12 protein-coding genes are annotated in these 16233 nt (G+C 41.1%); 6 read left to right on the plus strand and 6 right to left on the minus strand.

Translation table 11 applies throughout. From position 1 onward, the window contains the following. Positions 1-240: 240 nt before the first annotated feature. Together ACPEIW_RS03715 and ACPEIW_RS03720 are read left to right on the plus strand one after the other, a co-directional pair. On the plus strand, positions 241-1842 hold the full coding sequence (locus ACPEIW_RS03715; RefSeq protein ID WP_425663101.1) for an ABC-F family ATP-binding cassette domain-containing protein: 1602 nt from the start codon (positions 241-243) through the stop codon (positions 1840-1842). A gap of 14 nt (positions 1843-1856) precedes the next feature. After that, positions 1857-4073, plus strand: a complete 2217-nt coding sequence (locus ACPEIW_RS03720; protein ID WP_425663103.1) for a beta-carotene 15,15'-monooxygenase — start codon at positions 1857-1859, stop codon at positions 4071-4073. A gap of 75 nt (positions 4074-4148) precedes the next feature. On the opposite strand, the gene ACPEIW_RS03725 is transcribed toward ACPEIW_RS03720, so the two are convergent. The 3 genes from ACPEIW_RS03725 to ACPEIW_RS03735 form a co-directional block, all read right to left on the minus strand. Then, positions 4149-5375, minus strand: coding sequence for a pyridoxal phosphate-dependent aminotransferase (locus ACPEIW_RS03725; RefSeq protein ID WP_425663105.1), 1227 nt, complete (start codon positions 5373-5375; stop codon positions 4149-4151). 102 nt (positions 5376-5477) lie between these two features. Continuing rightward, positions 5478-6248 carry a polyphosphate--glucose phosphotransferase gene (ppgK, locus tag ACPEIW_RS03730; RefSeq protein ID WP_016635338.1) on the minus strand — a complete coding sequence of 257 codons (771 nt, stop codon included), beginning with the start codon at positions 6246-6248 and terminating at the stop codon, positions 5478-5480. A 179-nt stretch (positions 6249-6427) separates the two neighbouring features. Further along, the gene (locus tag ACPEIW_RS03735; RefSeq protein WP_425663107.1) at positions 6428-7270 is read right to left on the minus strand and encodes an inositol monophosphatase family protein; all 843 of its coding nucleotides are present in this window, start codon (positions 7268-7270) and stop codon (positions 6428-6430) included. Positions 7271-7544: 274 nt separating this feature from the next. Here ACPEIW_RS03735 and serB point away from each other — a divergent pair, with 274 nt between their 5' ends. Continuing rightward, a complete protein-coding gene (gene serB / locus ACPEIW_RS03740) occupies positions 7545-8252 on the plus strand; it encodes a phosphoserine phosphatase SerB (RefSeq protein ID WP_425663109.1) in 708 nt (235 codons plus the stop codon). A gap of 17 nt (positions 8253-8269) precedes the next feature. On the opposite strand, the gene fmt is transcribed toward serB, so the two are convergent. From fmt to hrcA, 3 genes are all read right to left on the minus strand, one after another. Further along, complete coding sequence (fmt, locus tag ACPEIW_RS03745) at positions 8270-9250, minus strand: methionyl-tRNA formyltransferase (RefSeq protein WP_425663111.1); 981 nt, start codon at positions 9248-9250, stop codon at positions 8270-8272. 44 nt (positions 9251-9294) lie between these two features. Next, the gene (locus ACPEIW_RS03750) at positions 9295-10452 is read right to left on the minus strand and encodes a DnaJ C-terminal domain-containing protein (RefSeq protein ID WP_016840117.1); all 1158 of its coding nucleotides are present in this window, start codon (positions 10450-10452) and stop codon (positions 9295-9297) included. Between the two features lie 71 nt (positions 10453-10523). Beyond that, on the minus strand, positions 10524-11540 hold the full coding sequence (gene hrcA, locus ACPEIW_RS03755) for a heat-inducible transcriptional repressor HrcA (RefSeq protein WP_016635343.1): 1017 nt from the start codon (positions 11538-11540) through the stop codon (positions 10524-10526). Between the two features lie 344 nt (positions 11541-11884). On the opposite strand from hrcA, the gene tkt reads away from it, so the two are divergent. From tkt to ACPEIW_RS03770, 3 genes are all read left to right on the plus strand, one after another. After that, positions 11885-13984, plus strand: a complete 2100-nt coding sequence (tkt, locus tag ACPEIW_RS03760; RefSeq protein WP_425663113.1) for a transketolase — start codon at positions 11885-11887, stop codon at positions 13982-13984. A gap of 210 nt (positions 13985-14194) precedes the next feature. Continuing rightward, positions 14195-15298 (plus strand): transaldolase, encoded by a 1104-nt coding sequence (gene tal, locus ACPEIW_RS03765; protein WP_410294361.1) that lies wholly within the window; start codon positions 14195-14197, stop codon positions 15296-15298. 681 nt (positions 15299-15979) lie between these two features. Then, a complete protein-coding gene (locus tag ACPEIW_RS03770) occupies positions 15980-16201 on the plus strand; it encodes a hypothetical protein (protein WP_004111696.1) in 222 nt (73 codons plus the stop codon). Positions 16202-16233: the final 32 nt, after the last annotated feature.

Raw genomic sequence — 16233 nt, forward strand, 5'->3', positions numbered from 1 at the left:
GCATTCTACCTCCTTAAGATGCTTTAGCGTATATGAATCAAAATTGCAAAACTAAATCTTGATTACGTGCCTGTTTTGTAATATCATTCATTATAGAACACATGTTCGAAATATGTTGCTTACTGCGTGTTGCTAATCCTATGCAAGCCTAACGGTATAATCGGGAGTTTGGTTAACATATTTCAATTAATATTTTAATTACGATTTTACAAGAATAAAACTTAAGGGGTGGGTAAAAAAATGGCCATTGACGCACAAGGACTTACTATACAAATTGGTGCGCGCACGCTATTAAACCCAACAGATTTTCACGTTACAAAAGGCGACAAAATAGGCTTAGTCGGAAGGAATGGCGCTGGAAAAACAACACTTACGCGCGTAATTACTGGAGAAACACTTCCAGCTGGAGGAAGCGTAAAAGTAAGCGGCTCGTTAGGATATCTTCCACAAGACACGCATGCGGCAGATCCAGAGCAAAGCGCGTTAGATAGAATTATGAGCGCTCGCGATATTTCGTCAATCGTATCTCGTATACGAAAAGCAGAAAAAGACATGACGAATCCAGATCCAGATATTATGACAAAAGCCATGAATCGCTACGATAAAGCGATTAATGATTTTGAAAAAGCTGGCGGGTACGCTGTTCAATCGGAAGCAATATCAATGGCAAATAGCCTTGGATTACCACAAGAAGTTATGAAACAAGCTCTTGGAACACTTTCTGGCGGCCAACGCAGGCGAATCGAACTTGCGCGAATACTTTTTTCTAACGCAGATACGCTGATTTTAGACGAGCCTACTAACCACTTAGACGCAGATTCCATAATATGGTTGCGAAACTATCTGAAAAAATTCTCTGGCGGATTCCTTGTTATATCTCACTCAACAGAGTTACTAGACGAAGTTGTTAATAAAGTTTGGCATTTAGATGCACAATTGGCTCAAATAGACATGTATTCAATGGGCTGGAAAGCATACTTGCATCAGCGCGTTGTAGACGAAGAGAGAAGACGAAGAGAGCGCGAAGTTGCAGAAAAGAAGGCGGATCGACTTATGAAGCAAGGAATCCGACTTCACGCAAAAGCAACTAAAGCAGTAGCAGCTCAAAACATGATGCGCAGAGCTGAACGCTTATTGAACGAAACAAGCGAAGCTCAAAGCCGCGAAAAAGTAGCAGATATTAGATTCCCAGAGCCTGCTCCTTGCGGACGCACTCCTATTATGGCTAAAGATATTTCAAAAGCTTATGGTTCAAACATTGTGTTTGCTGGCATAAATTTGGCTATAGATAAAGGCTCGAGAGTTGTTATTTTGGGATACAATGGCGCTGGAAAAACTACCACTTTGCGCATTCTTGCTGGCGAAGAAAGCGCAGATACTGGCGTTGTTGAATATGGACACGGATGCAAAATAGGCTATTTTGCGCAAGAGCACGATACTTTAGACTTAGATGCAACTGTTTTAGAAAATCTTCAACACGTTGCGCCAGAATTAAACGACACTCAAGCAAGATCAATGCTTGGAAGCTTCCTGTTTTCGGGAGATGACGCCATGAAACCCGCTAAAGTGCTTTCTGGCGGCGAAAAAACTCGCCTAGCATTGGCAACTCTTGTAACTTCTAAAGCAAACGTTCTTTTGCTTGATGAGCCTACTAATAACTTAGACCCAGCTTCCCGCGAAGAAATTCTTAAAGCAATTTCTAAATACGAAGGCGCAATTGTGTTGGTTACTCACGATGAAGGAGCAGTTCTTGCGCTAAACCCAGAAAGAGTTCTTCTTATGCCAGACGGTGACGAAGACTTGTGGAGCGACGACTATCTTGATTTGGTAGCAGAAGAATAGGATTTTAGATTTCTATGAAAAAAACAGCTAATTTTGCAAATTGCGCGCTACACAACATTTTTCGCGTTCTTCGCGCGCCTTTAGCAATCTTGCTGTTAATAGCATTGTTTGAATGCACTGTTGGGAATATTCCATTTTGGAATAGTGTTACTGGCAGCACGGATAGCATGTTTGCTCACAATATTACTGGCCCTGGAATTAAAAGACTTTCTTCTGGAGGACTTTTAATTACAGACCCTTCGGAATCTTATTTAGAAGTTAATTCCGACGGATCTTCGCCGTACATTCAGCTTAAGCCTTCACTAATTACGCCGAAAAAAATTGGCAAAAGTCCCGTTAAAACAGACGTGCATGTACGCATTGATGTTAATAAAATCGCTGGAAAGTCTTTAAGCACAAACCCTAGAGCTATTAGTTTTGCTATGCTTCCTGTTCCAGATCAAGCCGTTGGAGTTAAAAGCACGCTTCGATTATGGATACAGCACCCTAAAGGAGACGTTGTAGACGTTGAGGACGCAAAAGCAAATGTTAGAGCACCTTTTAGTTGGAATTGGGGTCGCGTTCTTTTTCTTATAGTCATTTCAATTTTGATTGCATTGTGGAATCCTTGGTCTAAATTGTGGAAAATAAAACTTAATACAAAAAGTTTTAATCAAAGACTTTTACTAGTTTTATCTTGGACTCCATTTATTGCTATAGCTGTTGTTGCAATTGTTTGGAATGTTTTTAACGCTATTCCAATGCATTTTGACGTTGCTGGAAACTACACGTACGATTTTGATCAATATGCGCACACAGCAGACGCTCTTATTAAAGGAAAAACATATCTTGATTTGCCTGTTCCTAAGCAAATGCAAAATCTTACTAATCCGTACGATCCAATTGCAAGAAACAAGCTTCTTTCTAATTTAGTGCACAATATTTATTGGGATCACGCATATTACAACGGCCATTGGTACTCGTATTTTGGCGTAATTCCAGCTGTTTTATTCTTTATGCCTTATAGACTTATATCGAGTTTGTGGATTAATGGCGGAAGTATGCTTCCAACAACAATCGCAACTCTTATATGCCTAGTGGGGTTCTTAATTTCTGGCTCTCTTCTAGTGATTAGACTTATTGAGCGAATAAATAAACGAGCGTCTCTTGCTTGCGTGTCTATTTGCTTAGCTTTGTTCTTTATTACATCTAACACCGTTTACTTATGGTTTAGAACATCATTCTATAGTGTTCCAATGGCAGCTTCGCTATTCTTTACATCTTTAGGATTATGGTTTTATCTTGGCGCCAATAAAAATATTGCAAAAGATTGCAAACAAAGCCAAGAATCAAACAAGTCTATTTATCAAATATCTGTTAAGCACATTGCATTAGGCTCTTTGTTTATATCTCTAAATTTAGGATGCAGACCAACATTTATAATCGCGTTTTTGCTTGCAATACCGCTTTTTTACAACAATATTTACTTCTATTTTAAGCATTTAATTTCTAGCAAGAAAATTATAAAAGAAGACTTAAAGCAAATAATAAAGCTAGTTTTAAGCGTGATTGTGCCGTTTGTAATAGTTGCAATACCAATAGGATTGTATAACGCTTTAAGATTTGGGTCGCCATTTAACTTTGGTAACGAATATCAAATTACTATTACAGACATGACTACAATGCGCCTTCCTGTGCAAAACATCATTCCTTCAATTTTAAGTTATTTAGCTTTGCCATTGCGCTTTACACCAGCTTTCCCTTGGATTTCGATTAATCCTATTGCTTTCAATAGATGGCAATACGCAGAGCCAATGATTGGCGGAATGTTTACCCTTGCTCCATTGGCATTTATTGGCGTTATTTGTTCTTTGTTAATGACTAAAAAAATGAGCAAATTTGCGTCAAGACTTACTATATGTGCTTTGATTCTTGCAATGATTGTTGTTGTTTTCAACAGCTTAAAAGCAGGAATTGGATGGCGTTATATTGCTGACTTTGGGTGGGCGTTCTCGCTAAGCGCAATAATCGGAATTACTGTTTTTCTAGAAAAATACGCAAACGTAGAAGATTGCACAACTTTGCGCACAAAAGTTATGTGTTACACAATACGAATTGTAGTTTTAGCAATGCTATTTTTCTCTATTGCAATCGCTTTCTTAGGTTGGTTTGTTCCAGGAAGAGAAGATTCAGTTTTGCGATTCAATCCGGGGCTTTGGCACTACGTTAGATGTTGGTTTACGCTAATCTAGTCTAAAGTTTAAGAACATGAGTCTTCTTAATTCATAAGTCTTCTAAATCTAGAGTCTTCAAAATTCTAGATTTTTCTACATCTCTTCTAACATTTTATGAACAGTATTCAGCAATAAAGTAACGCCATTTTCAAATTGATCTTCTTTAGGAAGTAAAGACAATGCTAAGTAGCCATTGGTTGGCATGTCAAAATAATATCCAGGCTGAGAAACCAGCTTGTAGTCTTTAATTAAGCGCAAAGCTAATAAATCATCATCTATACAAGAAGGAACGCGCAACAAAATATTCCATCCGCCTTCTGCACGCAATGCACTAACGCAACAATTTGGGTAGTTTGCAAGCATTTTTCTAAGCGTTTTAAGATTAGAGCGTACTCGACTTTGAACAATCGCAGTTTGCTCTTTAGCGCATTGCAATAATTCTGGAATTCTTTCTGATACAGTTGCGCCAATTGGAAGAAAATCATCCGCAATAACGTCAAGTCGTTTCATTGCTTCTTGCACATCTTGACTTGGCCCAGAAACTTCAATCCACCCAACTTTTGCGTGCGGAGCTGCAAGCATTTTTGAGAATCCATCTAAAGCAAAAACAAGTGTTGATTGCTCGCCTGCAAGTCTTGAATTTTTGGCAAATGGTTCTAAAGAGTAATCGTAGAAAACTTCATCTGCAATAATCGCAACATTATTTTTATTGCACAAACTCAACAATTGCGCTCTTTCTTCTGGCTTAACATAAGAGCCTGTTGGATTATTTGGGTTTATTAACACAAGAGCACGAATACGATTATTTGCGTTTTGCAAAAGTTCTTTAACTCTTGGAACATCAATAGTCCAAGAACCATCGTAAACAAGCGGATATGGTATAGATTTTACGCCTTGCAGTCTTGCAATAGATTCAATAAGAGGATACCCAGGAGTCGGAGCTAAAACTGAATCGCCACAATCGCACAGAAGCATCATAAGCCATGCGTATGCTTGAGAAGTAGACGATAATACGTATAGATTATTTGGATTAAGAGCTTTTGGCGAATTACTTTTTTGATCTACAATATTTTGACTTGCAATATTTTGATCTACGCGATTATCTCTAGCATTTATAAAATCAGTAAGAATGCGCCTAACTTCGATTGGCCCTCTAGGATCCGCTGTATATTTTGCGCTTAAACATTTTGGAGCAAGACCATGCACTGTTGGGTTTGAATCATTAAGTTTTGTGAGTTTAATACCTTTAGACATAGCAACGCGTTGAGCCAGAATAATTGGATTTGGCTCACTTACATCAACTCTAGAAGAAAATCGCACTCGACTACACTAGCGCATTGCATAACCAAATATAAAAAATGCGCTGAACGCAAAAGCATCCAGCGCAAATAAAGTAAATAAAACAAATAAAATATTAAAACTTTACTTGTTTCTTTGTTGCATTGCATAGTAAGCTGCACCAATAATGCCAGCTTCGTTATGCAAAGACGCAACAACAATAGGAGTCTTAATATCGATATGCGGCAAGAACTTCTCGCTCACACGGCTAACGCCACCGCCAACAACAAACAAGTCTGGATTAAAGTACTTTTCCATTAATCCGTAATACTTAGTTAAGCGCTTAGCCCACTTTTTATAGCCCATATCCAACTTTTCGCGAACAGAAGAAGCAGCATACTTTTCCGCATCTCCCTTTCCTTTTTCTAGCTGAATATGACCAAGCTCTGTGTTTGGAATAAGAACGCCATTGTAAATCAAAGCGGTTCCAATTCCAGTGCCTAATGTTGTTGCAATAACTAAGCCATCTTTATCTTTTGCTGCACCAAAGTGTTGCTCAGCAAGACCAGCAGCGTCGGCATCGTTAACAACCGTAACAGGACGACCGCAAGCTTCGCTAAACACTTCTGTAACATCCACACCAATCCAAGATTGATCAAGATTCGCCATAAACTCAAGCTTCTTTCCAGGCTTAATAGGAGCTGGAAAAGCAATACCAACAGGAACATCTGCAGGAACATCAAAATGCTCGAGCTGCTGACGAACAATATCTGCAACAGCTTGAGGTGTGGAAACCGCTGGAGTTAGAATCTTATAACGAGGTTCAGCAAACTCGCCTTTTTCCAAATTAACTGGTGCAGCCTTAATACCAGAGCCACCAATATCTACGCCAAATGCTTGTGCAGTGTCAATCATCGTTAACACTCCCCTCTGAATGTCGGACAATGGGATATCATGTTCATTCTACAATATTGCTAAAGCGACACGCTTATATATTGTCTATTTAATGATAACGATTGCATAAATGTTTTTCTCAAAATTAAAGCTTTAATATTAAAAATCATGCAAACAATTGCTAAGATTTTAACTCTAATTTATCGCAAATAATTTTGAAGTTCTTTATTTATTAAACCATTCGAAGCAATAACGTCGTTTTCGCGTCTCCAATGGATTGAGTCACCATTCCATTGTCGAACATGACCTTGAGCCTCTTTAACAACAACAGCACCAGCGGAAACGCCTGGAATATCCCACTCGTGAAGATGCGGCTCAAAATAAGCGTCGTAAGTACCATCAGCAACCTTGCATAAGTCAAGAGAAGCAGGACCAATGCGCTTAATATCTGCTGGGCATTCTTCCTCAAGCGAAGAAACAACATCCAATGCTCTTTTAGATTCGCCTGGAATATAAGACATTCCGTAGCAAACAACAGAACCGTGCAATGTTGATGTTGTAGAAGGCGTGATTTTCTCTCGCTTTTCTCCATTAGAAGTTTTGCGAATACGAATAGCACCCTGGCCTTTAGCTGCCAAATATGTAAGCCCTAAAGCTGGAGCGTGAACAACTCCAAGAACAGGTCTTGCGGAGCCTTGATCATTAAACTCAAAAAGCGAAACAGTTAAAGTCCACTCTGCCATATCTCGATTAAAGTTAATAGCACCGTCAATATTTCCAACGCACCAAAAACGATCACCAATATTGCAATTTTCTGGACGATTACGCCAAAATCCCTGGAATGTGTTTATGTACGTAAGACGATTTTCAATAAAGCGTACGAGCTTATCTCCAAAACCAGAATCTGCTTGATTCGGATCCCCCAGAACCATCATGCTTGCCATATCTCGAGGATTTAATTGGTCTTGATAAGCGTGCTTGCCAACATCTTCCAAAATCCTAGCAACTTCAAGAGCAACATCGCGTAAATTCATACTTGCCATACTTTACTCACCTCTTTAATTCCCCACATTTTGATTATTTATCTATTCCAAAAATCTGCAACTATCCATAAATCTGCAACTATTTTACTCAACTAATCAAATTAAACCAAACTTCCACACGCAATATTCAAATAAAATCAATAAACTTTCACATTTAATAGTTTTATAGAAAAGATTCACATGCAAAAACGCGTAGCGAAACAAAATCCTAAATTTCTTAAACCAGCCTTAGAATTAATTAATAAACCTAACATCTCTCTTAAAAGATTATAACATGACTAAAGTACCAGACTTAAAAACACAAAACTTAATTAACACTCCTTCAAACACTCCTTCACATACTCCTTCACTAAAAAAACCAGGACTTCTTGTTTTAGATGTAGACGCCACTCTTATTGAAGAAGAAGTTATAGATTTATTAGGAGATATTGCTGGAGTTGGCTCTGATTTGGCATACATAACATCTAGAGCAATGCAAGGAAAAATGGACTTTAATACGTCGCTAAAGCTAAGAGTTTCTATGCTTAAGGGACTTGACTATTCTTGCGTTAAACAAGTTGCTCAAAATATTCATGTAACAAATGGAGCTAAAAAGCTTATAAACACATTGCACTCTTTTGGATGGAAAGTTGGAGCTGTTAGCGGCGGATTCAAGCAAGTTTTAGACGATTTTTTGCCAAAACTAAACATAGACTTTTGGGTTGCAAACAATCTAGAAGTCGTAGATTCTAAACTAAGTGGAAAAGTTATTGATCCAATAGTAAATCGTCAATATAAAGCAAAAGCATTGACTAATTGGGCGCGCAAGAACAATATTGATATTGCTCAAAGCGTTGCTATTGGAGACGGCGCTAACGATATAGATATGATTAAAACAGCAGGATTAGGCGTAGCATTTTGCGCAAAGCAGTTATTAAAAAGTCAAGCTAAAGCTAGTATAGATACGCGAGACCTAAGCCTAGTTTTAGATTTACTAAATTAACGTTTACTCACTAACTTTTAATCCAAGTAGGATTCACTACTTAAGTGCGCTCCTCTTGCCCAATCTGCAGCATTCATAGCTTTTTTACCTTGCGCTTTAACTTCTAAAAGCTCAATAGCTCCGCTTGCACATCCAACCCAAACATTGTGCTTTTTTGCAAGAATCTGCCCATGTTTAAGCTCATTTAGACTATGTAATTCAATATCTTCATCTTTTGCTAATGAGCAAGCAAGAACGTGCAAAGTGATTGTTTGCAAATCACTAGAATCAACATGCAGATTGCACCAAGCTCCAGGATTTGGTGTGCAAGCGCGAATCTGCCTATCGATTGCAAATGATGGAATATCAAAACGAATATGAGCATCTTCAACAGTGATTTTTTGAGCGATTTGGCAAGGCGTAGAGTCTTGCTCAACAGGAACAATTTGACCAGATTCCAAGCCAACAAGAGCAGAGCAAAGAAGATTTGCGCCATCATTGCTTAATCGCGTGAGCAAATCGCCAGCTGTTTCGTGTGGTCCAATCTTTGTAGTCATTTGTGCAAGAATCGGACCTTCATCCATTCCGCGCGTAATCTTAAAAACTGTTGCACCTGTAATATCGTCTCCAGCCCATATTGCGCGCTGAACAGGAGCAGCACCTCGCCACTGCGGAAGAAGCGAAAAATGCAAGTTGTACCATCCTAAAGGAAGAGCATCTAAAACCGATTGGCGAAGAATCTTTCCATATGCAACAACGGCCGCAATCCTTGCGCCAGTAGCTTTTAGAGCACTCACGCACTCTTGCTCATTGCTAGGATTAACCTCTAGAACAGGAATTCCAAGCTCAATCGCAGATTTTTTAACAGCACTAGGAACAAGCTTTCTACCTCTACCAGTCGGAGCGTCTGGGCGAGTAAGAACAGCTCGCACATCAAAATGCTCTTTATCTTCAACAAGCGCGCGCAAAGGAGCAACAGCAACATCTGGAGTTCCAGCAAATAAAATAGGCAATACCATAAGTCAACTCCTTAAAATACTAAGAATCATTAAAATCCTAAATCCTAGCAAAATGCATCTTTTAGCTTGCTAAAGAATCCCTTTTTATTGCCCACTGGCTCCGCAATAGCATGTTGCTTTACTTCGCTAACTTTTTCATCGTGCAAGTTTGCAAACTTTTCAATCAAACTACGCTCTTCTTCGCTAAGCTTTGTTGGAATATTAACAAGAATGTGAACAATAATATTTCCTCTATCTTTACTTCCAAAAACAGTAACACCCAAATCGTAAAGAGGAATCGTGTCTTCGTTTTGCGTTCCAGCAGGAATTTCAACACTCTTTTTGCCATCAAAAGTATCAATATCTACTTTGTGACCAAGCACAGCCCAGCTCATTGGAACGTCAATCCAGCAATGTAAATCGTTTAAGTCTCTAGTAAATTGCTCGTCTTTGCGAATGCGAACGTCAACATACAAATCGCCAGCTGGACCGCCACATTCGCCTATTGCTCCTTGAGACGCAAGTCGCAAGCGAGAATTGTCTTTAATTCCAGCAGGAATCGTGATTCCAACTTCTCGAGAAGTGCGAACGCGACCATGACCGTGGCAATTTGGGCAAACATTTTTAATAATCGTTCCGTGGCCTTCACATGCGCGGCACGGCTCCGAAGACATCATTTGACCAAACATTGTGCGAGTAACTCGTTGCACAAAACCAGCACCCTTGCACTCTGAGCAAGTTACAGGGTCTGTTTTATCTGCCGAACCTTTTCCAGCGCAATCTTGGCAAAGACCGAAAGTTACAACATGAACCTTAGCGTTTCCGCCAAAAACAACAGTTTTAAGGTCAACCTTAACTTCTGTTAGCGAATCTTCACCACGATTAACGCGCGGAATAGGAGATCCGGCATTAGCACCAAAAGACCCAGAGAAGAACTGGTTTAGAATATCTCCCATATCCATATTCATATTGGCGTACGCGCCAGCGCCAGCACCAGCACCCGATGCCGATAGATTATTTGGATCTACGCCCATATCTACCATTTTGCGTTTTTCTGGATTAGACAAAACGTCGTATGCAGCGTTAACTTCCTTGAACTTGTCTTCAAACTCAGGACCTGCAATATCTGGATGATACTTTCGACTTAACTTTCTATAAGCTTTGCGAATCTCATCGTCACTAGCGTTAGAATCAACACCTAAAATCTTGTAATAGTCAGTCACTTAACTCCCCTTTTATGTTCTAAAATTATTTTTGCATAAGGCACAGCCAGCTAGTTTTTATGAATTTGCTTTTATGAATTTTCAGATATAAACGTATTAAGATATTTTGCTACAGCTTTAACAGCCGTCATTGTTGCAGCATAATCCATATGAGTAGGGCCGATTGAGCCAATAAACGCCGAATCGGAATCTGAATTGTAGCCGTAAGCGCTTGTTACAACAGAAGCATTTAAAAGCCCAGGCGTGTGAGTTTCCGAGCCTATTGCAACGCTAACGCCACTTGCGCAATCGTTTGCTTCCTCACTTAGCGAAGTCATAAGTCGCATAATAACAGCTTGCTCTTCTAGAGCGTCAAAAAGAGACGCAAAATCGCCAATATTTTGCCTATGCGCAAGTTGAGAAGCTCCAGCCATGTACAAATCGTGAGAATGCTCGCCATTATGCATATCTTCTAACGCGTTAGCAAGTTGACTAATAACTTGCAAAGCAGACGCTAAATCCTTGCGATTTGCAAGCAAATAAACGCGCTTAGAAGCATCTAAAAGAGAGGCTCCAACGCAGCTCTCATTAACCATATTAACTAAATGCAATAAGTCGTCTGGATTTATGTTAGAGGCTTGAATAATGTGTTGCGCAACTCCTCCAGCGTCTGTAATAACAACAACTAGAAGAGTTGAAGACGATACTTGAACAATCTCAATTCTTTTTACTTTTGACTTCGACAATGCAGGAGACGCAACAAGTGCGACTTGACCAGTTATGCTTGCAAGAAGTCGCGCTGAGCGTTGTAGAGTGTCTTGTAAACTAACAGATCCACTTAAAAACGTGCGAATCCCTCGTCTTTGCGCATTAGAAAGCGGGATTAACGCAGCTAAGCCATCAACAAAATACCTGTAGCCTTTTTCTGTAGGAATTCTTCCAGCAGAAGTATGTGGCTGAATCAAGTAGCCTTCTTCTTCTAGAAGAGACATATCGTTGCGAATCGTTGCAGAACTAACGCCTAATTTGTGATTTTTAGCTAAAGATGCAGACCCAACAGGCTCATGCGAACGAATATAATCTTCAACAACCGCACGCAATATCATCATGCGTCGTGATTGCATTGATTCTCCTTTATTAAAACATCAAACTCTGTTAAATAGCGCTAATAATTTTTATAAATAGCACTAATCGTTTATTAATTCACTGCTAACTATTATATATGCCAAAATAATATGTGATAACAATATGTGATTAAGTATTATTAAGTATTTTTTAGTAAGTCACTTTTACAGAACAACAACTAACTATAAATATAAACTTTTGTTAACTTTTGACACACTTTGTTAAAAATTCGTCTGATATAAAAGATAGGATTAAAGGGCAATGTGAGGGTAATGGCCAGCGCAAGCTGTGCGCAAAAACCCGAATTATTGGAAGGAAAGTAGATCACATGACCGATTTCAACTGGTCTGCATTAGACGAGCGCGCCGTAAAGATGGCGAAGGTTCTCTCGGCTGATGCTGTTGAGCGAGCAGGACACGGACATCCTGGCTCCCCTGTTTCATTGGCACCAATTGCGTACACCTTGTACCAGCACTTCATTAAGCACGATCCTGCTGACCCAAAGTGGGCTGGCCGCGATCGTTTTATTCTTTCTGGCGGTCACGCTTCGCTTACGCAATACGTGCAATTGTTCTTCTCTGGTTACGGCTTAACTCTTGACGATCTTAAGTATTTCCGTGGCGGTGCAGACACGCGTACTCCTGGTCACCCAGAATATGGCTTAACTCCAGGCATTGAAATGACTACTGGCCCACTTGGCCAGGGTCTTGCTTCTGCTGTTGGTTTTGCTTATGGTCAGCGCTTTGAGCGCGGTCTTCTTGACCCAGAAGCTCCAGCTGGCACTTCCCCATTCGATCACAAAGTGTGGGTTATTTGCGGTGAAGGCGACGTTGAGGAAGGCGTTTCTTCTGAAGCTGCTTCCTTGGCTGGAAACCAAAAGCTTGGCAATTTGACTGTAATCTTCGATGCAAACCACATTCAGATTGAAGGCGATACTAAGCTCACCTTCTCTGAAGATATTCTTGCTCGTTACCGTGCATACGGTTGGTACACCGACGAAGTTAGCTTCATTCAGCCAGACGGTTCCTACAAGGAAGACGTTCAGGCTTTGGCTGCAGCTATCGAAAAGGCTCAGGAAGTTACCGATAAGCCTCACTTCATTAAGGTTAATACTTTGATTGCTTGGCCAACCCCAGGCAAGACCAACAACGAAGCTTCTCACGGCTCTAAGCTTGGTGAAGAAGCTGTTAAGGGCTTGAAGGAACTTTGCGGTTTCGATCCAGAAGTTTCGTTCCCAATCGACGAGGAAGCTTTGGCTCATGCTCGCAAGGTTGCCGAGCGCGGTTTGGCTGCTCACAAGGCTTGGGATGAAGCTCTTGCAAAGTGGGCTTCTGCCAACCCAGATAAGGCTGCTCTTTACGATCGTCTTAAGGCTGGCAAGCTTCCAGAAGGCTTCGACAAGGCTATTGACGACTTGGTTGCTGGTTTCGAAGTCGGTTCCAAGGTTGCTACACGTAAGGCTTCTGGCGCAGTTCTTAACGCAATTGCTGCTGTTATGCCAGAACTTTGGGGCGGTTCCGCTGATTTGGGCGGCTCCAACAACACCAACATTAAGGGTGCTGACTCCTTCGGCCCATCCGAGGACGCAACTCGCACTTGGCCAAACGTTTCCGAGTACGGCCGTCAGCTTCACTTTGGTGTGCGTGAGTTTGCAATGGGTGCTATTACCAACGGTATTTTGCTTGGTTCTAACACTCGCCCATTCAACGGCACCTTCTTCCAGTTCTCTGACTACGAGCGCCCAGCAGTTCGCTTGGCAGCTTTGATGGAGATTCCAAACCTCTACGTTTGGACTCACGATTCCGTAGCCTTGGGCGAAGATGGTCCAACTCACCAGCCAATCGAACACTTGGCTGCTTTCCGCGCTATTCCTCAGCTTGAGGTTGTGCGCCCTGCAGATGAGTACGAGACTGCTGAAGCTTACCGCTACTTCTTCGAGAAGAAGAACAACTACCCAACCGCTATGATTTTGACTCGCCAAGGCGTTCCAACTCTCGCAGAAACTGCCAATAAGGCTCGCGAAGGCGTAAAGCACGGCGGTTATGTGTTGGTTGACTGCGAAGGCACTCCAGACGTAATCATCATGGCTACTGGCTCCGAAGTTCAGTGGGCTGTTGCTGGCGCCAAGACTTTGGCTGCAGAAGGCATTAAGGCTCGCGTTCTTTCTATGCCATCTCTCGAATGGTTCGAAGAGCAAGACGAAGAGTACAAGGAAGCAATCCTTCCAAAGTCTGTTAAGGCTCGCGTTTCCATCGAAGCTGGCTTGGCATTGCCTTGGTACAAGTATCTTGGCGATTGCGGCAAGGCTGTTTCTATCGAACAGTACGGCTTGCAGGGTGACGGCGGTCAGAACATGATCGACTTGGGCATTACTGCTGAGCATGTAGTAGAAGCTGCTAAGGCTTCTATCGAAGAAGCACGCGCTTAAGATAGCAAGTAATCAAAATAAAACTTGATGTGTCAAAATAAAATTGATTCATCACAAAAACTCGAAGTGCTAATTTAGCAACTTCACTGGAAACAGCAAAGGCGTGTTGATGTTAAGCTACAAATTGTTTAACATCAACCGCTGTTTCCTGTAAAACGCCAACACTACCAACGTGTTCCAATTGGTGGAGCACAGTGTTAAGGAGATAACATGACTGAAGCAACGCAGCGCACTAGCGATTCCGGCGTTTCTATTTGGTTGGACGATTTGTCCCGTACCCGCATTGAGTCTGGCTCTTTGCAAGATTTGATTGCTAACAAGAATGTTGTTGGTGTTACTACCAACCCATCTATCTTCCAGAAGGCTTTGAGCCAGGTTGGCCCATACGACGCACAGCTTAAGGAACTCGGCAAGGTTGACGTTGAGACCGCTATTCGCGAGTTGACCACCACCGATGTTCGTAACGCAACTGATATCTTCCGTGAGATTGCAGAAAAGACCGACTTTGTTGACGGCCGCGTCTCCATCGAAGTTGACCCACGCTTGGCTCACGATACTGCTAACACCGAAAAGCAGGCTGAAGAGCTTTGGGCAAAGGTTGATCGTCCAAACGTTATGATCAAGATTCCTGCAACTTTGGAAGGTCTTCCAGCTATCACCGCTACCCTTGCTAAGGGTATCTCCGTGAACGTAACCTTGATCTTCTCCCTCGAACGCTACGAGCAGGTTATCGACGCCTTCATCGAAGGTATTGCTCAAGCTGCTGCTAACGGCCACGACTTGAAGCACATTGGTTCCGTAGCTTCCTTCTTCGTCTCCCGCGTTGATAGCGCTGTTGACAAGCTCCTCGAAGCTAACGGTTCCGAAGAAGCTAAGGCTCTTGAAGGCAAGGCTGCTGTTGCTAACGCTCGCTTGGCTTACGAACTCTTCGAGAAGAAGTTCGCTGCCGACCCACGTTGGGCTGATCTTGAAGCCAAGGGTGCTAAGAAGCAGCGTCCACTTTGGGCTTCCACTGGCACCAAGAACGCAGCTTACTCCGATTGCAAGTACGTTGACGAGTTGGTTGCTGAGCATGTTGTTAACACCATGCCAGAGAAGACTTTGAACGCTCTTGCTGATCACGGCAACGGTGCTGCTTCCATTAAGGGCACTTACGAAGAGAGCCACGCTGTTATGAACAAGCTTGCTGAGCTTGGAATTAACATTAAGGACGTTACCGACAAGCTTGAGGCCGACGGTGTTGCCGCCTTCATCAAGTCTTGGGATTCCGTGATTGCAGACGTACAGTCTGGCATCGATCGCGTAAACGCCTGATTTGATTAATCAGCAATAAATAAACATTAAACCGCACATGAACGTGGATTAGTTCACACATGTGCGGTTTTGTTTTGCATTTTTATCAATCGCAATAAAAAAGCTACCCAGTGTTATTTTCTAAGCTAAGTAATTGAAAAGAGACAGACAGTGTAGTTCTGTCTCTTTTCACGTAGAATTTTTTAATTGGCAGAAATATATACCTGATGGATAGGTATGTGTTCCTGCCTATTTTTATGCAATTTTTCAAAACAATAAAGAACATTATTAGATTAATAAGGAGGAAAATATGAAAACATTAGTAAAAAAGACAATGGGTCTATTGATGGCAACATTAGTAGCATTTGGTGTAATGGCTGGAACTACACAGGCATTTGCGAACGAAGGGCAACCTGTATATAACAGCTAAGAGGAGTAAGACCTTTTTTGTCTGATAAATTCGATATTACGAAGTATAAGAATTATAAGTTATTGGAAGATTATGATAAGAAGAACTTGTTTGATGTGGAAGAGTATTTGAAGAATAGGGAGAAGGTAAAAATAAACAAAAACAGTGTGATTATAAGAATATAGTTGAATATTATTACAAATTATTTTCGGGTATAATTTATTTATAAACCACTAACAAGGCTATGGAGCTTGGTTATATTGATCCTGTGATGTAAATAAAAAGGAGGATTTATGAAAAATACGAAAAAATGTCCAAAGTGTGGGGGAAGTGAAATTATATTTGTGCCTGGATCTGCTGGTGCTTATGGGACTGGAAATAATGTTATGACTGGCCATACAATTATGTCGGCAGTACCTGTTGATAGGTATATTTGCACTGCCTGTGGTTTTAGCGAGGAGTGGATTGACCTTGATAATATGGATAAATTAAAAAAGAAATATGATGAGATTTAAATGAGAGTTACTTTTATATGGGGCTGGGATAG

The sequence above is a fragment of the Gardnerella piotii genome (assembly GCF_049815665.1).
Taxonomy (GTDB): Bacteria; Actinomycetota; Actinomycetes; order Actinomycetales; family Bifidobacteriaceae; genus Bifidobacterium; species Bifidobacterium piotii.